Origin of the sequence: Leptolyngbya boryana PCC 6306 (assembly GCF_000353285.1) — a bacterium.
GTDB lineage: Bacteria > Cyanobacteriota > Cyanobacteriia > Leptolyngbyales > Leptolyngbyaceae > Leptolyngbya > Leptolyngbya boryana.
Genome location: NZ_KB731324.1, coordinates 580517 through 599624, shown reverse-complemented (window position 1 = coordinate 599624; position 19108 = coordinate 580517). Strand labels below are relative to the sequence as shown.

The window sequence follows — 19108 nt, the reverse complement described above, 5'->3', positions numbered from 1 at the left end:
ACATAGCTATGCCTGATTCATATAGCCATAGAAGTAGCCCAACGAAAACCAACACGAATCAAAACGGGCTGATTGATACTAATCCTGGAGATACACCGACTGAACCAGATTACAGTCGGGATGATCAAGAAATAACTCCGGTGAATGAAGCAGCTTTAGAAAGACCTACAGAGAAAGCACCTCAAGAGAATCAAGAAAAATCATAGGAGATTGTCGTGAGTGTTTTAACGATCGAGGAAGTGAAAGGATTAGTTGAGCGATCAAAGAGTTGGTGCGTTTCGATTTACCTGCCAACCGTTGTCGCTGGAACTGAGACTCGACAAAATGAAATTCGATTTAAGAACCTTTTTCGAGAAGCGCTGCAAAAATTACAGGACAACGGACTCTCTGAGGACGAAGCCAATGATTTTTTGCGCCCCGTGACTGACCTGATTGAGTCGGAAGACGATTTTTGGCAGCAACAAGATTCGGGTCTTGCACTGTTCATCACGGATGATTTTTTCCGTTACTACAAAGTGCCCCTCGATTTGTCTGAGCTAGTTGTGGTCACGGATCAATTTCATCTCAAGCCGCTTTTGCCGCTGCTTACGGGAGACGGGACATTTTATGTGCTCGAACTCAGCCAGAAGCAAGTGAAATTGTTTGAAGGCGATCGCTACCATCTCCGGGAAATCAATGTTCCCAACTTGCCGCAGTCGATGGATGAAGTCTTGCAGTATGACGACAATGAACCGCGAGGACAATTCCGCATTGGCACGACGAGTGGAGCCGCGAATTACAATAATTCATCGGCTGGAACAGGTGTGTTTCATGGGCAAGGTGCGCCTGAGCAAGATGATGTGAAAAAAGACTATGGTCAGTTTTTTCACGCGATCGATAGTGCTTTGCACGATTTTCTCAATGGCAAGCGATCGCCTTTAGTGCTTGCTTGTGTGGAGTATTTAATGCCGATTTACCGGGAAGCAAATACTTATCCCCATCTGATCGAAGAAGGCATTACCGGAAATGTCAAAGACACTGCAATCGCCGAGTTGCATCAGCAAGTTTGGTCGATCGTGGAGCCTTACTTCTTGCAGGCACAAGAACAAGCAGCGCATGATTATCACGACTTATCAAACACAGAATTGATCTCGACCAAGCTCGAAGAGACTGTTCCGGCAGCTTACTATGGGCGAGTCGATCGATTGTTTGTTGCAGTCGGCGTGCAGAAGTGGGGCAGATTTGATCCGAATGCCAATGAGATCCAAATTCATACCAATGCTGAAGTAGGAGACGAGGACTTACTAGATGCAGCGGCAATTCAGACATTGATCAATGGAGGAATAGTCTATGCAGTGGAGCCAGATGTGATGCCTGCCCCTGCGCCGATCGCGGCAGTGTTTCGTTACTAATTGGAGACTAATTGATGAATTACGATCAGTTCATTCGAGCAGTAAAAGAGTCGGCATCATTTGAATCTCGAGAAGGTGCAATTCAAGCAACAAAAGCAACGTTAGAAACAATGCGAGAAAGATTACTCGGAGATGAAGCTAGCCATCTAGCGGCACAGCTTCCCAAAGAATTGGGAGACTGTCTGCGCGGGCGTGAAGGACAAATGGGAGAGCATTTCAAAGTTGATGAATTCTATCGCCGAATTGCAGAGCGCGAAGGCGTAGATGCGGATGTTGCACAAAGTCATGCGACGGCAGTGATGTCTGTGCTGCGCCAAGCTGTGAGTTCGGGAGAATTTTCAGATGTGCGCCTCGGATTTGCCAAAGATTACGACGAATTGTTTGCTGCGATCGCAAATTCTTAGAACTTCCTCATTTTCAGATGCAGTGGGAGGCATATCTATGCCTCCCATTTTTCATGTTGAAATCATTCCAGTGAAGACGCTCTTATTCTCAGCCTGCACCTTCTCCAAATCGATGCTCAACCCCTTGAAGATTTCTCAGTAGCGTTACGGATTACTCACAACTCTTATATTTGGATTGTGTTAATTTACACTTCAACTTTATGAAATTACTGTAGAGCAGATTTCAAAGTACCTGATGTTACTTAAGAAACTCAGTAGAGTTGCACGTAATATTTATTTTTTCAGACATTACACGACCGTAATTTCCCCTCAGTATTGACCTCCTACCCTCCCTTGCTGCAGAAGAGTGCTTCTCAAACTTGATCCATGATTAGGAGCGTTGCTCAATGAAATTCACTATCCAAACCGTTATGCAGGGCTTGATGTTGACAGCCCCGATCGTGATAAGTTCCACGATCGCTATTGCACCAAGCCAAGCGGCAAGTCTTGCAGCATCCAGCAGCAGTTTACTCCTGAACAACTTTACCTGGCAGGGAAATAACCTCAACTCAGGGATCACAACTTCCACCAAGACAATTTCATCTCCTGGCTCTGGCGCGTTCGCTGAGGCTCCCGCAGATGCACTCACAACCGTAGACGAATTAGATCAATTCTCAGAAGCATTCGCCACAGGGATGGGATCAAACTATTTTGCAACTGCTGAAAGCTCATCCTTTACTGAAATTAACTTTGATACGCAATGTGGCTGTTTTCAGTTCGATTTTGAGGCTGCACTTGCTGCGATCGCATTTGCCACTGAACCAGGAGAGTACGCCAGCGCAAATAGTCTTGTCGCGTTCGGCATCTTCAATGGTGAGAATTTGATTGATTCATTTGAAGCAAGCTTATCCGCAAACAATCCCTTTAATCTGGTTCGCAGTAGCGACTTCATCCACATTGACTCTATCTTCGACAGTGGATTCGGGGTCGAAATCGCCGGGTTTTATCAGCGGCACTTTGAGCCTGAAACCCAGTTGACGGTACGCGGCATCACTCGAACCGATGCCACAGCCACAGTCCCAGAACCTCCTATGTTTGCAGCTTTAGTCATTTTGCCGGGACTGTTCTGGCTCAAACGTCGATCGCAGATGAAAGCCCTGCCTCAAGCAATCAGCGATCGCCAATCTGATTAAGATCGCCGCCGAAAATGGCAGTCGGGTCAGTGTAGTGTTTGTATTCCATCAAATTGCCAAAGGGATCAATCAGAAAAAAGGTGGAATGTTCAAGCGGCATACCCACAAAGCGGTGTTTCGGTTGTTGATAGAACGAGAGTTGTTTTTGCTGAGCGCGATCGAGCAACGCTTGCCAATCGGATTTGTTGGTAAAAATCAGCCCAAAGTGACGCGGATAAATCCCTTTTTGTGGAGCAATTTCGTCATGCGTCACATGGGCAACCAACTGGTGATCATATAAATTCAAAATCGCAGCTTGATCATTTTCTCGCCCTAAACCGCAGCCTAAACCGTCCACATAGTAAGCCTTTGTCGTGGGAATATCCCGCACTGGAAAGGCGAGATGAAATAGCACTGAATTCATGATTTCGCCGCTCGTTGATGTCAGAATCAATTATGGCGAATTTTTTCTGTGCGTATGCCTCCAGCAATTCCTTCGATGACAGATTGGCTGATCGCGATCGTGCTGAATGCGGTTTTGTTAGGACTGCTAGCGATCGCACCTAAGAAGCTTCTAACTCCGGGCGGCATTGTCAATGCTTGGATTTTAGGTGTGATTGTTTGGGGATGTTTGGGCTGGCGAGGTTACTTACTGGTCGTCTTTTATTTTCTAGTTGGTTCAGGCGTAACATTCGTTGGCAAGGCGCAGAAAGAAGCGTTGGGGATTGCAGAAGCGCGATCGGGTGCAAGAGGGGCAGGAAATGTTTGGGGATCGGCGCTAGTCGGGGCGATTTGTGCCTTATTGGTGTTGGGTTTAAATGTGACGCAGTTCGCGATCGATTTCATTCCACTCTTGGCATTGGGATATGTCGCGAGTTTTTGCACCAAGCTTTCTGATACTTGTGGAACTGAGATTGGTAAGGCTTACGGGCAGAGAACTTTCTTAATTACGACATTAAAACCCGTCCCCCGTGGAACAGAAGGCGCGGTGAGTTTGGAAGGCACGATCTCAGGAGTTGTGGGATCGGTTGCGATCGCAATCGTCGGCTGGTCGCTAGGATTAATCAGTCCGATTGGCATTGGAATTTGTGCGATCGCGGCTTTTGTAGCCACGACGATTGAAAGTTTGATCGGAGCGACGATCGAGGATAAAGTCCCATTTCTAACGCATGATGTCGTAAATATTTTGAATACATTGATTGGGGCGATTGTTGCGATCGCGATCGGATTGCTCCTGCCTCGCTAAACTGACCGATCCTTAGCACTAGCTTAACGTCGTCAATACCTCTGATTTTTCGGAATGGGTTAGGATTGCAAGATTTTATGTGCCATAGGTGCGACCTTTCCAGGCTCCGCCTTTACCTTGCCAATGTTGGAGTGCAGAGTCGATCGTCATTAAGGTATACAGAAACGCGATCGCAGGCAAACAAAAGGCAGACCAAGCGGGACAGCGATAAAATCGCACGATCGGAAAATAAGCGATCGACATCAACACATACGTCACTAACCCGATCCAATTCAGCACAAGAATCGGTGCAAGGTAAACCAAACCCATTCCCAGCACCGATCCAACCAGCAAGATTGGCGAATAGTTCAATTGGGTATAAGCCGTTCGAGCGACCATTTTCCAAATCGTATCGAGCGAATCGTAAGGACGAAGGCTAATTGTCGATCGCGTGAGTCCGAGCCAAATCCGCCTCGTTCCACTTGCCTTAATCGCATCTGCCAAAGCGCAATCATCAATTAACGCCTGCCGAATTGCATACATTCCACCAATTCGCTCCAACGCCTCGCGTCGAATCAAACTACAGCCTCCTGCCGCTGCCGCTAGCGTTCGAGCCGGATCATTCGCCCAGCGAAACGGATACAACTTGGCAAAAAAGAACACAAACGCTGGAATTAATAGCTTTTCCCAAATACTCACACAGCGCAAGCGCACCATCAGAGAAACTAACTCTCGATCGTCTGCCATCGCCCAACTCACTAAATCCCGCACATTCCCTGAATCATGTTGAATATCTGCGTCCGTCAGCAAAATGTAGTCCGGCTTTAGCTCTATTGCTCGTTCAATTCCCTGCTGCACCGCCCAAAGCTTCCCTGTCCAGCCACTCAGCAAAGGCTGAGCTGGAATGATCTGCAACCGAGCAGATTGATTGCATTCTTCAGCCGTCGATCGCGCAATTTCTGCCGTGCCATCTGTACTGTGATCATCGACGAGAAAAATCGTGAGAGAGCCTGAAAAATCCTGTGTCAAAAGCGATCGTAACGTCAGCGGCAGCATATCCGCCTCATTGCGCGCTGGAATCACCACACAAACCGACGCATTCTGAATTTCACCTGTTGGCAACCGCTGATCCATCTGCCAAAACTGACCTCTGAACGCTAGCAAATAGACCCAAATCAAGAAACTCACGATCGAAATCCCAAGAACGATATCAGACATGTCAAGCTCACCATGAAGGCACGAATTTTAGCGGAGCGCTGGAAATGGCATTTCTTCGCGTCGATGAAAACGTTACCTTAAATTCCCAATACATCGTCAAGGTAAAGTGGAAATTCAAGAGGATTTACTCTAGAACAAAAAACAAGATCAGTGCAATCAGCACAGTCTGGCAGAGAAGCCGATGCAGATGATAAGGTTTGGGTTGGTGTGAGGAGTATCTAAGATGTCAGCGCTAGAAAATGCGATCGAAGCCAGTCAGCAATATCTACTGTCGTTACAAAAACCAGAAGGCTATTGGTGGGCAGAACTCGAATCGAATGTGACCATCACCGCAGAAACGATTCTGCTGCATAAGATTTGGGGCACCGATCAAGAGCGACCATTGCAGAAAGCTGAGCAATACTTGCGATCGCAACAACGAGAACATGGAGGCTGGGAACTGTATTACGGCGACGGCGGCGATCTCAGTACCACCGTTGAGACGTACATGGCACTCCGGTTATTAGAAGTTCCGGCAACTGATTCCGCTTTGATCAAGGCAAAAGAATTTATCCTGGCACGCGGCGGAATTAGCAAAACTCGCATTTTCACGAAATTCCATTTAGCGTTGATTGGATGCTACGACTGGCGAGGCATTCCCTCCATTCCAGCTTGGATTATGCTGCTGCCATCACTGAAAATTGAGGTTCCAAATCCGTTTGGATCGGAGCCGCTATTTTCGGGGCATACGTTCAGTATCTACGAGATGTCTAGCTGGGCGCGGGGCAGTACTGTACCCCTATTGATCGCGTTTGATCGTAAGCCTGTATTCATCACAAATCCAACCATCACGCTCGATGAGCTTTACGTTGAAGGCGTGCACAACGTCAAATATGAATTGCCCAGAAAATCAGATTGGACAGATTTATTTCTCGATCTCGATCGAGCTTTCAAATTTGCAGAAGATTGGAATCTTGTCCCACTACGAGAAGAAGGAATTAAAGCTGCCGAAAAATGGGTACTTGAACGGCAAGAAGCAACCGGAGACTGGGGCGGAATTATTCCCGCGATGCTCAATTCTCTGATTGCATTACGGTGCTTAGGATATGACGTCAATGATCCCTACGTGGTCAGAGGCATGAATGCGATCGATCATTTTGCGATCGAAGAAGAGAATAGCTATCGAATTCAGCCTTGTGTTTCTCCGGTTTGGGACACTGGATTAGTTGTACGATCTCTGATCGAATCTGGGGTAGCTCCAGATGATCCAACACTGGTCAAAGCAGGAGAATGGTTGCTCGAAAAACAAATTCTCAGTTACGGAGATTGGGCGGTTAAAAACACTCAAGGCAAGCCCGGAGCCTGGGCGTTTGAATTTGAGAATCGATTCTACCCAGACGTAGACGATTCGGCTGTTGTGGTGATGGCACTCGACTTGATCCACATGCCGAATCAAGGTTTAAAGCGACAAGCGATCGCTCGTTGCGTCGAGTGGATCAGCACAATGCAGTGTAAACCGGGGGGCTGGGCGGCTTTTGATCTCGATAACGATCAAGACTGGATCAATGAGGTTCCTTATGGCGATCTCAGAGCAATGATTGATCCGAACACTGCTGATGTGACTGCGAGAGTGCTGGAAATGTTGGGGCAGATTGAGCCAGAGTTAGGAGTTGCCATTACTCCAGAAAAGCTCGATCGTGCTCTGCGCTATCTCACCCTCGAACAAGAAAAAGATGGCTCGTGGTTTGGACGTTGGGGCGTGAACTATCTCTATGGAACCAGTGGTGTTTTAGCTGCCCTCGCAAAAGTTGCTCCGAATACGCATTGGCGAAGTATTCAGCGCGGTGCTAATTGGATTGTGAGTGTTCAGAATCCCGATGGAGGTTGGGGCGAAACTTGCGAAAGTTATAAGAATCCAGCGCTAAAAGGACAAGGAGCGAGTACTGCCTCTCAAACCGCTTGGGCATTAATTGGATTACTTGCAGCAGGCGATGGAACAGGCGACTATGAATGGGAAGCGATCGATAAGGGAGTCGCTTATCTAATTAGCACTCAGCAAGATGGAGCCTGGAATGAAGATTGGTTCACAGGCACTGGATTTCCGGGTCATTTCTACCTGAAATATCATCTCTATCAGCAGCACTTCCCCTTAACAGCTCTCGGTCGCTATCAGACCAGTTTAAAACAGCGATCGAGTTTGAAAGTACCGCTGAATCTGAAAGTTAAAGAAGTGGATACAGTTCAAGCTGGAGGACAAGAGCTATAGCGATTCTGTTTGAGTTGTGAATGCGTGGAAAAGAGTGGGGAGTAGGGAACGCTCTGAGTTAGGTTTTCCCCATTCCCCATCTCCTCAAGAATTCGGATCTTTCTCAAACCGAACAATATCGTCCTCACCCAAATACTCCCCATTCTGCACCTCGATCATCACGAGCGGAATCACTCCCGGATTATCCACCCGATGTGGCGTTGCCATTGGGACATAAGTGGATTGTTTCTGCATTAATACCTTCTCTTCTCCACCACAGATCACTCGGGCTGTCCCAGACACGACAATCCAATGTTCACTGCGATGGTAATGCATCTGAGTACTAATATGTGCTCCCGGCTTAATCTCAATTCGATTAATTCGATATCGCTTCGATTCTTCTAAAACCGTCACCGTTCCCCAAGCCCGAATCTCTGTTACCTCTGCCGGGCTAGCTGTTTCTTCAGTTTTCATAGCAGAAACTTCAGTTACTCCACTCTCCATCATGCAAGAAAATCCTCCTAAATCCGAATGAATTAGAAATCAAAGTAAATGTATTGCGTACCTGCTTCTGGAGCAAGTTGCCATACCACGTACCAACACAGGGGAACTAGCAAAAGCTTCAAATGCCAAGTTAAATTCAACTTCAAGCTGCGCTGTAACAGATAAGCGAAGACCATGATCAACGCGATCGCGCTCAAGATCATGACAATCTGAGGCGGATTCAACCCAACTGCTTCTGTATAAACTTTTTGAGCATATTGTACATCCGCCGAATAGCCCCAAAGTCGCTCTACCACCTTCAACGCAGAATCGACATTCGGCAACCGGAAAAAGATCCACGAAATGAAGACCAACGATTGAGTCAACGCCCAAGCGACTAACATCCCAGGCAAACTTGACCAAGCTGCTGAAATCCAGGTGAATTGTTTTGCGATCGCGACATTCAATCGGTGGATGGCGAGTCCAATTCCATGAATCACACCCCACGCCAAAAATCCCCACGCTGCTCCGTGCCAAATTCCCGCGATCGTCATCACAATCAGCAAATTCAAACAAGTCCGAAACAATCCGCGCCGCGATCCACCCAAGGGAAAATAAAGGTAATTGCGCAACCAATCGCCCAAGGTCATGTGCCAACGTCGCCAAAAATCAGCCAGGCTTGTCGTCAGATAAGGAAAATTAAAATTCTCTGGAAGTTTGATCCCGAGGAGCAATGCACTTCCGCGTGCTACATCCACGTAGCCACTAAAATCGAGATAAAGCTGGAACCCATACGCAATAATTGCTAACCACAGATCTGCACTTCCTGCGCGTTGAATATTGTCAAAACTTAAATTGACGAGGACATTTAAGCGATCTGCCACTAATCCTTTCTTAATCGCTCCACAGGCAATTAGCCAAAGCCCTTCTGTAATTTGCGGCATTTGAGGTGCTTGAACTGCCTGGATCTGTCCGACAAACGGGTGATAGCGCGTAATCGGGCCAGAAATCAACTTGGCAAAAAACAGCTTATAGGCTGCAAAATCGAGAAACCCTTGAGCCGCAGGCGCTCCCCGATACACATCGACTAAATACGCAATACATTCAAAACAGAAAAAGCTCAGCCCAAAAGGTGCAATGAGGTGAATATCTGTCCAGTTTGCAGTTTGTTGAATCGTTGGAATATCTAAGATTTCTCCGATCGTTCCAAACACAAACGGCACATACTTAAATCCTACGAGCAACAGGACATTGAGAAAAATCCCCGCGCACAGCACGCGCAACCGTCGCTGATTCCAGTCAGCTTGAGCAAACTGCCAATCTTCAATTCGCCAATCTGGCGGCACTCCCATCGCCCTCCCTAGCCAATAGTTAATCACTGTCGCGACCAGCAACAGCGGAATATACTGGGCTTGAAGTGACGCATAAAACACTAAACTGGCGAGAAAGATTAACCAAGATCTCAACCAGGTTGAACGTGCCGACCAGTACACTCCGATCACACAAAGCAAGAAAATGGCGTACAGGGGCGAGAGAAATTGCATAGACGACTAGCGCGGAAAAAAGAACTCGATCGCGTCTAGTGTACTGTCAAACCTGTAGTTCAAAGCAAGAAAAAAGCAGCTGAATCGCTGCTCTTAAAGATATCAAGGGTGATCTAAAAACATCAAACCAACGATGCAGAAGTATATCTCAGGACTCCAGCCCACACTGGTATCTATAAGTGTGTGTCCATTGAAGCGATCACGATCGCTTCAATGGACACTCCAACAACCGTCCCTCGTTTCCCGAAGATCTCGCTAACTCCTGACCATAATAGGCTTAGCGTTTAACTGTCCCTATGCCCTGCAACTCAATTTGAGTTCGGGGCAGTTTTGTTTTAAGGCAATTTTGCTTTAAACAGGGGTTTAAGCCGTTGCCTGAATCTGATCAGACAACCTAGGCGAGAGAATCTCTGTCCGTACGGCTGCTAAACAGCCTCTACAGCCGCATTTGTAGCTCAACAGAGCTGCTCCACCCGGATTCGGCGACGTGCTCGCCGTTACACTGGCAAGATTGGGCAGCGCATAAGGTTGAATTGCGCCAAAATTCACGCTCCATCCCAAATCGCGTAACGCTCCCAAAGTTAGGCTGCTCATTGGCATTGCGACTCCCGGAGATTCCGCAAACGGAGTCATCAACTCGATATCAAACCGCCGCTCATCCCAGTGGAAAAAGACCTGTGGCTCGATCGGAACCGCAGTTGCAGTGCCCGTGCCTAACAAATCGCCATAGGCTGCTCCTGCATAACTGTTGGCGCGATACGTGGCACTGGTGCGATCGATCCAAGTCTGACCTGCTCTAACCCGCGTTCCGTCTGAGTAGGCAAATTCAAGCGGCTCCCAAATTGTCCCAAATCCGAAGACGTGAGCCAACTCATGAATCATGATGTCGCGTAAATAAATCGGATTTGCATTGAATTCAGCAATCTTCCGAGTATTGAGCGTACTCGCGCCGCGGGTAATCACGAGATTATTTGCTGAGTCTAGCGTGAGCGTTGGTCCGGATAATGCCAATGTGCCAGTATCAGCAGTGCCATCTTGGGCAACAAGATTTTCACCCGTTAATGCAATGTCTAACGTATTCGATCGCGTAATGCCTGTGCGATTGAGAATCACTCCTTCCCAGAACCTTGCTGCTTGATTAATTGCATCACGTGCAGCGGAATTTAATCCAGCTAGAGAATCGGCGAACGTCAGCGCAATCCGAAACTGCTGATCATCACTAGCAGCAGCCGTAAAATTACTCGAAACGGTGTAATTCGCTGCTTGATTTCGGTAGCTTAGAACTTCTACAAGGTAAGTCCCAGGATTGATAAATCGACGAATCGATTCTGCCGCTGTGCCGCGTTCCCATTGCCAAGCGAGAATTTCGCCGCTATCGATCACGCCATTGCTATTTACATCCTGAATCAACCGGATATCTGAATCGCCCGTGAGTCCCGTCAAACTCGCGGTGAAGATTCCAGATTGACCAATCGTGAAGCGGTAAAAATCGCTCGTGTTGCCAGCATCGACGCGATCGCTGCGCGAAAAGATTGGAGCTTGATTCTCGGCGGTCGCAATTGTTCCGCCACTGGTCAGTGTGCCTGTGCGTGACGTTGAAGTTGTCGGCGTGACCAAGAGCGAAGCAGAGCGCTCGAGAGTCGAGGTCGGTTGCCAATCTAGATTCGGTTCTGTGAAGACGGTTGTGGCATCGGCTACACTGCCATTTCTGACAAACCAACCTAATAATTCTCCAGTTGATGAATTGCGCCAGAGTAAATCGGTTGTTCCATCCCCATTGAGATCCGTTCTACTCAGCGATTGCCAATCAGAACTGAGCGATCGTCCTGCTGTGGTTTGAACGCGCTGTATGCCGTTGTAGAGCCAAAACTGCGTCTCCCCGGTTGTCTCATTCCGCCAGACCAAATCCGAAAAGCGATCGCCGTTAAAATCTCCAATGCCCGCAATTTTCCAATCCAAGCTAGGCGCAGGATCAAGATACAATCCCTGGGCGAAAACCCCATTGTTGAGGGTCCAGACTGCGGTTTGTCCGGTATTGAGGTCATACCAAATTAGATCCGGAGAGCGATCGAGATTCAGATCAGTAATGCCCTGAATTCGCCAGCCCCCTGGTCCCGTTGAAGCGATCCCTGTTTTCTGTGCGATCGCTGTATTATTCAACAGCCAAAGTGAAGTTTCTCCACTCTCAGTATTCTGCCAGAGAATATCAACGGAGCCGTCATTATTAAAGTCAGCTAATCCTGCAACACGCGAATTGAGGTCAATGACGGGATCTAGTGCGATCGTCTGAGCAGTGCCATTCTCCAACTGCCAGATTCGCATTGCTCCCGTGCGAAAATTCCGCCACAGGAGATCTTGTTGCCCATCTCGATTGAAGTCTGCGATTCCTGCAACTTGCCAATTCGCATCGGCTTCAGTCGGTAAATCATTCCGCACGACTGGGCTTGAACTTGTGATCGACCAAATCTGATTTGCGCCTGTTGTCACATTGCGTGCCAGCAGATTAGTTGTCACTGTAGTGTTAAAACTGCTAGCTCTCGCGTAGATGGATCGAGTCGCTCGGCTCGATAATATCCTTTCTAGAATAGAATCTGAACCAAGGATCATTGCCTCTGTACTCAAAGAACGATCGAGACTCATTGTTGTCCCTCCCGCTGCTGAGAGTTTCCACACGAAATTTTGCCCCAACCCGGGTAGACGAACCGCTCGAACACTTTAGCCACCGTATTTCTCAACCCTCAAATAGGCTTTGAGCAAGATCGCCTCTACGTGCGATCGCGCTTAAAATTTACTCGTCTCTGACAAGCTCAATCCTGAGTGGTAGATTTCCTGAACCCTGGCGACTATTTTATGGGGAAAGCTCCGAGATTAAACGGTCGGTTTCATCAAGCTTTCACAAAGTAAATGCAAAGCGTACGTAAAGTTACAGCAGTCTCAAGATAAATGGATATCTATACGGTTGTTCAGGTCGCTCAATCACCTTGACGATCGCCAAAATCGGAAACAGCCAACTACAGATCAAAAGTCCAATGCCGATAACCATCGCAATCGGGATACCAATAACGGTGGCAGCGAGCAAGCCTGCTAAAATCCCATATGCGTATAAATTGATATGAAAATTCAGTGCTTCACGGGCATTGTCTTTAATGACCCAGTCGTCCGTGATCAGCAAAATTGCGATAGGAATCCCGATGGAAACGAGGGTGGCACTAAAGAAAATTGATCCGTGACACAGTGCGGAGAGAAGTTTTTGTTGTCCGATGGATTGCATGAGGAGAATCAAACTCGATGCTTTTGAATCTAGCGACAATCCCACCGAATTTGCTGTTAGCTTTAAGATATCGTTATGAATTGGGATTGCCCGCACTCTAACTCTGAGCCACTAGCATGTCGATCGAACTTCAGTCCGAATTGCAGGAAGCCGTAGAACGGCGACGAAATTTTGCGATTATTTCTCACCCCGACGCTGGGAAAACGACGCTGACCGAAAAGCTGTTGCTGTATGGAGGTGCGATTCATGAAGCGGGTGCGGTGAAGGCTCGTCGTGCCCAACGTCATGCGACTTCAGACTGGATGGCGATGGAGCAACAACGGGGTATTTCGATCACCTCAACTGTGCTGCAATTTGAATATCAGCAGTGTCAGATCAATCTGCTCGATACGCCAGGGCACCAAGATTTTAGTGAAGACACGTATCGCACCTTAGCGGCGGCGGACAATGCCGTGATGTTGATCGACGCAGCTAAAGGTCTAGAACCGCAGACGCGCAAGTTGTTTGAAGTCTGTCGCATGCGATCGCTGCCGATCTTTACCTTTGTCAATAAGCTCGATCGTCCGGGTCGGAGTCCGATTGAACTGATGGACGAAATCGAGCAAGAACTGGGGATGCAAACCTATGCTGTGAATTACCCAATCGGCATGGGCGATCAATTTAAAGGAGTATTCGATCGGCGATCGCGCAAGATTCATTTATTCGAGCGCAGCAAACATGGGAGCCGTGAAGCGGTCGATACTGTTATCGATTTGGGCGATCCGAATATTGAGGATCTGCTAGAGAAAGATCTGTATTACCAATTCAAAGACGAACTGGAATTAGTCGAAGAAATTGGGTCTGAATTTGACCTAGAAGCAATTCACAAAGGGCAAATGACGCCGCTCTTTTTCGGAAGTGCCATGACGAATTTTGGGGTTGAACTATTCTTGAATTCGTTCTTAGATTACGCTTTGAAGCCCGGTGGACATACGAGCACAAAAGGTGAAATTGAACCCACTTATCCGGAGTTCTCGGGTTTTGTCTTCAAGCTGCAAGCGAATATGGACCCGAAACACCGAGATCGCGTTGCCTTTGTGCGAGTCTGTTCGGGCAAGTTTGAAAAAGATATGGTCGTCAGCCATGCTCGAACTGGAAAAACTGTGCGATTGTCTCGTCCTCAAAAGCTATTTGCTCAAGATCGAGAAGTCATTGAAGAGGCATATCCAGGTGATGTGATTGGTTTAAATAATCCCGGCGTTTTCGCGATCGGTGACACGATTTACAACGGTCAAAAGCTCGAATACGAAGGGATTCCTTGCTTTTCGCCAGAATTATTTGCGTATTTGAGAAATCCCAACCCGTCGAAGTTCAAGCAATTCCGCAAAGGAGTGTCAGAACTCCGGGAAGAAGGAGCCGTTCAGATCATGTATTCAGCCGATGAAGCAAAACGAGATCCCATTCTCGCAGCCGTCGGACAGCTTCAAATGGAAGTCGTGCAATTCAGATTGCAGAATGAATACGGCGTGGAGACAACGGTTGAATATTTGCCCTACACGGTTGCTCGCTGGGTAGAGGGTGGCTGGGAAGCGCTCGAAAAAGTCGGGCGAATTTTCAATACGGTCACGGTGAAGGACAGTTGGCAGCGTCCTGTGTTGCTTTTCCGCAATGAGTGGAATTGTCAGCAATTGCAAGGTGATCATCCGGAATTGAAATTGAGTGCGATCGCGCCTGTGGTGTCGGGGCAGCAACCTGTGGAGATTTAGTAGGGAGTAGGAAGGGGGGGGAATGTTCCCTACTCCCCACTCTCCACCCCTTCATCTGACTAAGCCACGAGCCGAAATTTAAATTTTTACCTGGGTACTCTAAGAACGCTGTATTTTAGGGAATCCTACTATGTCTTCTTTTCCGGAATCGGCTTCTCGTTTAGAAGGGCTAGAAGCAGGATTGGCAGCGCTTCAGAGCGAAAATTACCCAGGCGCGATCGCGCAACTTTCAGAATTTCTGGCATCTGCATCGGATCTCGATCAACCTGATGCGTTAAAGGCGCGAATTGGCATCATTCGAGCCAAAATCCAGAGTGGACAGACCGAAAGCGCGATCGCACTCTGTCAAGAACTCCAGCACAGCCAGAACGAACAAGCACGGGCTTGGGCAACTCAAACGATCGCTAAACTCACGCCTGTCGAAACAGGATTTGTTCCGATCGAGCCGAAACAGAAAACGCGGCGAAAACGAGTGCAGCAAGCTCAGCCGATTCAGCAAGTTCAGCCGATTCAGGAAACCCAGGAATCTAGCAGCGCATCGTCTCAAGCCGCGCTGGCTCAACCCGAAAAAACTCAGCATGTTTGGCAAAATGCCGGACGCGCACAACGCTGGCAACCCTTGCGCCGCCTGAATCCTGCTCGTCTGCAATGGGCAGAAATGGGCACAGTCGTGATGCTTTTTCTCACACTCTACGGGGTCTGGTCAGCCGCGATCGCAGCGTCTTGGTTTTGGTTTCGGGTGCAGCGATGGTTAAATCTGAGTCCACTCATTCCAGAGGGCGAAGTTCCTGCACTAGGCTTAGGTTTGAGTCTCGTCATTGCCTTCATTGCCTCCCCGTGGATTTTAGATGCGATTCTGAAGCAGTTTTATGGACTCAAGCCTCTGTCTACTGCTGCACTGACTCGTTATAGTGCGGAATCTTACCGATTACTTCAACGCTTTTCTCAACAGCAAAAAGTTCCGATGCCAAAACTCGGGATTTTGCCAACTCAAGCGCCAATCTCTTTTACTTATGGCTGTTTTCGTAAATTCGCTCGAATTGTCGTGAGTCAAGGATTATTCGACAGTTTAACTGAAGAAGAAATTGCTGCAATTTATGGATATGAATTAGGTCATATTGCTCAATGGGATTTTATCTGGATGTCGCTGATTGCAGTTGCGCTACAAATTCCTTACATCTTGTATCAACAGTGCGCGATCGCGAGCGATTCACTGAAAGCTATTCGGATTCAAAATGCTTTTTCAACTAAATTGTTTCAAGTTTTAAGTGCGGTAGCTTCGATCATTTCTGCACTTTCATATGGATTCTTTTCGCTTTTTCGTTACTCAGGATTGTGGCTATCTAGACAACGAATTGTCTATAGCGATCGCCAAGCTTGCAATTTAACGGGCAATCCAAATGCATTAGCTCGCGCCCTAGTCAAAATTGCGATCGCGACTGACGAAACAATTCAGCACGAAAAGCGAACTCCTGCTGTGCTAGAAAGCTTTGAGTTACTTAGTCCAATCAGCTATCGCAGCGCTACTACACTCGCCAGCTTATTCAAGCATCTTCCGATCTCTACCCTATTTCAATGGGAACAAGCGAATCGAAATCGCATTGAACTTATGCTGAATCAGTCCCATTCGCTCTTGGGAATTCGCCTCAATCAACTCATGAATTATTGTCAGGAATGGCACATCACACCCGAGTTTGAAATTGATTCTTCTGTCGTCGAGAATCGCAAGCGAAATCTTGTTGAGCTTGCACCTTGGTTAGGACTGATGCTCGGCAATGTGATCGCACTACTCTTATGGAGTATTGCTTATCTCCTCCATAGCCGTGGCATTTATCAACTCAATTGGCTTGCGAGTGACTATAGCTTATTTACTGCCTTTTCACTCATCGGCTTCGGTCTAGGAATGCTAGTGCGATTTAATCGATTTTTTCCTGAATCTCAGACCGAACAAACTCATCTCATTCGCTTTCTGACTCAGCCAACGCTCACTCCAATTGATAGCCCGAAAATTCGTCTTGAAGGAAGATTAATCGGGCGTACTGGCACTCGCAATCAACTTGGACAAGATCTAATTTTGCAAACTGAATCCGGTTTAATTCCCTTGAATTACTGCTCGCAATTTGGCGCGATCGGCAATCTCTTCTATCGGTTTCCAATCGGACAACCTGTAGTTGTGACGGGCTGGCTGCGTCGGAATGCCACGCCTTCGGTTGACGTTGAAACACTGCATAGTCGATCGCTCTTGCGAAGCGGGCATCAAACTTGGTCAGTTGCGATCGCGATGGCTACGATTCTACTTGGACTGCTGCAAATTCTGTAAAGAATTGTTGCAATTCCCCGACAAAACTGTTACATTTCGTAGCAAGGAGTTCAACTCGCCGAATGTGGCTAGGTCGAATGCAAAATCGACCCTTCAAACTCTCGGTAACAGGTTTTCTCCTCCCAACACAGCAAGCTGAACCAGTCGATCGTTTCAATCGGCTGGTTTTTAATATGGAGCAGTCCGGCACAATCTACCAAGAAGGCATAGAACTCAAGAGGGAAATTGCAGCATCTACTCGAATCTGACAGACGAGCATGATACCTTTAAGAGTGGCGCATCTCCTGAAGGGACACAGTAACCTTGTTACTGATCCTGTAATCCTCTAGTGATCACTAAGTCTACTGAGTGCGATCGGTTATTCCTAAACTTTCCGGGTTCAGTTTGAATCCCATCGGAAGAGGTTTTCGGTAAGATCGTAACTTGCGGCAAAGTTGGCTGCGGGAGGTAACGGAAATGTCATTCAGCCGTATCCTTCGCCCATCACGGCAGAGTGTTAGTTTAGATGAATGTTGCCCTAGCGCTCTCTTAATTCGGATTCCAAGTCTGGAGGTGTCTCGATATGTCAGTTCGTTTATATGTGGGTAATTTACCCGAAGATTTAAGCCGTCAAGACCTCGAAGCTGCATTTGCGGATGCAGGGGAAGGCGTTACGGCAAAGCTGATCACCGATCGTAAAACGGGTAAATGTCGTGGCTTCGGCTTCGTCACCGTCAAAACTGATGAGTTGGCAGATCAATTCATCGAGAAATACAACGGAGTCAGCATCAAAGACAACGCGATCAAGATTGAGAAAGCGTTGCCTCGTACCAAAGATAAGGCAGATGAACCTGAAGCAGCAGCTTCAAATGCTGGTGGATCTTCGGCAAAACGCAGTAAAGGCGGCAATAACAATAACAAAGCTCGCCGTTCGACGACTCCTGCTGGCGATTCGGATTCGGTTCAACCTGATCCACGTTGGGCACAAGAGTTGGAAAAACTCAAACAGATGTTGGCGACTCAAGCTACCAACTCTTAAGTCAGTGACGCTGATCCAGGATTAGCGTCATTTCTTCTTGCGTTTCAATCGCTTCTGGGCGGGAATTCTAAAGCCTGTATTGGTTTGGTTTTAGCTTGAAATGAAGCGTTTGAACGATCGTGCATTTAACCTCCTCCAGACCGAAATTCGTCGGTGTCTTGGTGCTAATGGGATTGGGCAAGTTCAAGCTGAACTTGCCCTTCGTCGTTTGGAAAAGCTGCGCCAACAAACTGGCAGTCCTGTGATGGAATCAGAGTTACAAGCTGCGATCAGTGATTTGATTCCTCAAGCGAATCCGAAAGTTTTCTCTCAAGCAGCCAAGATTAATCGTCCTGCCTCTAAATTTTGGGCGAGACTGAAGTTTGGAACGGCGTTGCTCGTATTGGGTGCAGGGACGGTCGGCGTTGCCAATTTACCGATTCCGGGGATTCGGAACGTCGTTTTGAAAGAGGCTCCGTTTTTACTAGCGCCGACTCACATGTCGATGCATCATCACTATCGAAGCGCGATCGCGCTCATCGAGCAGGCAGATCAACTGGTAAACCAAGCCACTGCGTTTGAAGATCACGAATTCGGGGCTGAAAAAGTCAAAGCTGCACAGACGCATTTAGATCAATTGCCAGTTTCCCTGCTAGAAGATCCGGAGGATTACTGTAATGCGGCAGGATGTAGTTTTACGACGGATGAGTTTCGAGTAGCCCGTCAAACGGTCGCTCGCATGGAGGCAAAGCTATTTCAGGAGAAGAATGCTCAGACTCGGTTTGAGCAGAGTAATCAGAGGTTAGCTGAGTCGATTCGGATGATCGATAATGGCGCGTTAGGCAACGATCGAGCCAGAGCCTTAGCAGATTGGCGATCAGCAATCGATGCATTAGATCAATTGCCGAAAACGACTTTGGCAGGTCGGCTAGCTCAAAATAAAATCACCGCGCTGGAACGGGATTTTCGGGCGATTGTGGGATCAAATCCAAAGAATTGAATTCCAATTCATTGCGTTGACTTTGGAATGTTTGAGGAATTTCAGGAGTTAAAGCCGCCTCGAAGCGAAATTACCCGTATACGACGATTGTAACTCGTTGGTCAACGAAAATCTTCGATCGTGGATCAATCTTCG

The 19108-nt window shown here is 47.6% G+C and carries 17 protein-coding genes; 11 read left to right on the top strand and 6 right to left on the bottom strand.

Annotated features, from left to right (window positions below; translation table 11 throughout):
• The first annotated feature begins 8 nt into the window (after window positions 1–8).
• From LEPBO_RS0102835 to LEPBO_RS0102820, 4 genes are all read left to right on the top strand, one after another.
• The gene (locus LEPBO_RS0102835) at window positions 9–206 is read left to right on the top strand and encodes a hypothetical protein (protein WP_017286019.1); all 198 of its coding nucleotides are present in this window, start codon (window positions 9–11) and stop codon (window positions 204–206) included.
• A 9-nt stretch (window positions 207–215) separates the two neighbouring features.
• The gene (locus LEPBO_RS0102830) at window positions 216–1391 is read left to right on the top strand and encodes a baeRF3 domain-containing protein (RefSeq protein WP_017286018.1); all 1176 of its coding nucleotides are present in this window, start codon (window positions 216–218) and stop codon (window positions 1389–1391) included.
• 14 nt (window positions 1392–1405) lie between these two features.
• Window positions 1406–1795, top strand: a complete 390-nt coding sequence (locus tag LEPBO_RS0102825; RefSeq protein WP_017286017.1) for a DUF2267 domain-containing protein — start codon at window positions 1406–1408, stop codon at window positions 1793–1795.
• 386 nt (window positions 1796–2181) lie between these two features.
• Entirely contained in the window at window positions 2182–2967 is a 786-nt protein-coding gene (locus LEPBO_RS0102820; protein WP_144056128.1) for a hypothetical protein, read from the top strand.
• Here the strand turns inward: LEPBO_RS0102820 and LEPBO_RS0102815 are convergent.
• Window positions 2945–3370, bottom strand: a complete 426-nt coding sequence (locus LEPBO_RS0102815) for a VOC family protein (protein ID WP_017286015.1) — start codon at window positions 3368–3370, stop codon at window positions 2945–2947. The genes LEPBO_RS0102820 and LEPBO_RS0102815 overlap by 23 nt on opposite strands.
• 54 nt (window positions 3371–3424) lie before the next feature.
• Between LEPBO_RS0102815 and LEPBO_RS0102810 the strand changes: the two genes are divergently transcribed.
• Window positions 3425–4192 carry a TIGR00297 family protein gene (locus tag LEPBO_RS0102810; RefSeq protein ID WP_017286014.1) on the top strand — a complete coding sequence of 256 codons (768 nt, stop codon included), beginning with the start codon at window positions 3425–3427 and terminating at the stop codon, window positions 4190–4192.
• Between the two features lie 75 nt (window positions 4193–4267).
• Here the strand turns inward: LEPBO_RS0102810 and LEPBO_RS0102805 are convergent, their stop codons facing one another.
• A complete protein-coding gene (locus LEPBO_RS0102805; protein WP_017286013.1) occupies window positions 4268–5389 on the bottom strand; it encodes a glycosyltransferase in 1122 nt (373 codons plus the stop codon).
• Between the two features lie 223 nt (window positions 5390–5612).
• Between LEPBO_RS0102805 and shc the strand changes: the two genes are divergently transcribed.
• Entirely contained in the window at window positions 5613–7634 is a 2022-nt protein-coding gene (gene shc / locus LEPBO_RS0102800; protein WP_017286012.1) for a squalene--hopene cyclase, read from the top strand.
• Between the two features lie 84 nt (window positions 7635–7718).
• Here the strand turns inward: shc and LEPBO_RS0102795 are convergent, their stop codons facing one another.
• From LEPBO_RS0102795 to LEPBO_RS0102780, 4 genes are all read right to left on the bottom strand, one after another.
• Complete coding sequence (locus tag LEPBO_RS0102795; RefSeq protein WP_036045191.1) at window positions 7719–8087, bottom strand: phosphomannose isomerase type II C-terminal cupin domain; 369 nt, start codon at window positions 8085–8087, stop codon at window positions 7719–7721.
• A 62-nt stretch (window positions 8088–8149) separates the two neighbouring features.
• A complete protein-coding gene (locus tag LEPBO_RS0102790; RefSeq protein WP_017286010.1) occupies window positions 8150–9640 on the bottom strand; it encodes an MBOAT family O-acyltransferase in 1491 nt (496 codons plus the stop codon).
• A 363-nt stretch (window positions 9641–10003) separates the two neighbouring features.
• A complete protein-coding gene (locus LEPBO_RS0102785) occupies window positions 10004–12154 on the bottom strand; it encodes an FG-GAP repeat domain-containing protein (protein ID WP_017286009.1) in 2151 nt (716 codons plus the stop codon).
• Between the two features lie 409 nt (window positions 12155–12563).
• Entirely contained in the window at window positions 12564–12911 is a 348-nt protein-coding gene (locus LEPBO_RS0102780; RefSeq protein ID WP_026148376.1) for a DUF4870 domain-containing protein, read from the bottom strand.
• A gap of 116 nt (window positions 12912–13027) precedes the next feature.
• On the opposite strand from LEPBO_RS0102780, the gene prfC reads away from it, so the two are divergent.
• The 5 genes from prfC (at window position 13028) to LEPBO_RS35945 (ending at window position 18973) form a co-directional block, all read left to right on the top strand.
• Complete coding sequence (gene prfC / locus LEPBO_RS0102775; protein ID WP_017286007.1) at window positions 13028–14656, top strand: peptide chain release factor 3; 1629 nt, start codon at window positions 13028–13030, stop codon at window positions 14654–14656.
• A gap of 130 nt (window positions 14657–14786) precedes the next feature.
• The gene (locus LEPBO_RS0102770; protein ID WP_017286006.1) at window positions 14787–16976 is read left to right on the top strand and encodes a zinc metalloprotease HtpX; all 2190 of its coding nucleotides are present in this window, start codon (window positions 14787–14789) and stop codon (window positions 16974–16976) included.
• A gap of 77 nt (window positions 16977–17053) precedes the next feature.
• Window positions 17054–17224 carry a hypothetical protein gene (locus LEPBO_RS42765; protein WP_154660819.1) on the top strand — a complete coding sequence of 57 codons (171 nt, stop codon included), beginning with the start codon at window positions 17054–17056 and terminating at the stop codon, window positions 17222–17224.
• 314 nt (window positions 17225–17538) lie between these two features.
• Window positions 17539–17994, top strand: coding sequence for an RNA recognition motif domain-containing protein (locus LEPBO_RS0102760; RefSeq protein ID WP_017286004.1), 456 nt, complete (start codon window positions 17539–17541; stop codon window positions 17992–17994).
• A gap of 100 nt (window positions 17995–18094) precedes the next feature.
• The gene (locus LEPBO_RS35945; protein ID WP_017286003.1) at window positions 18095–18973 is read left to right on the top strand and encodes a hypothetical protein; all 879 of its coding nucleotides are present in this window, start codon (window positions 18095–18097) and stop codon (window positions 18971–18973) included.
• Window positions 18974–19108: the final 135 nt, after the last annotated feature.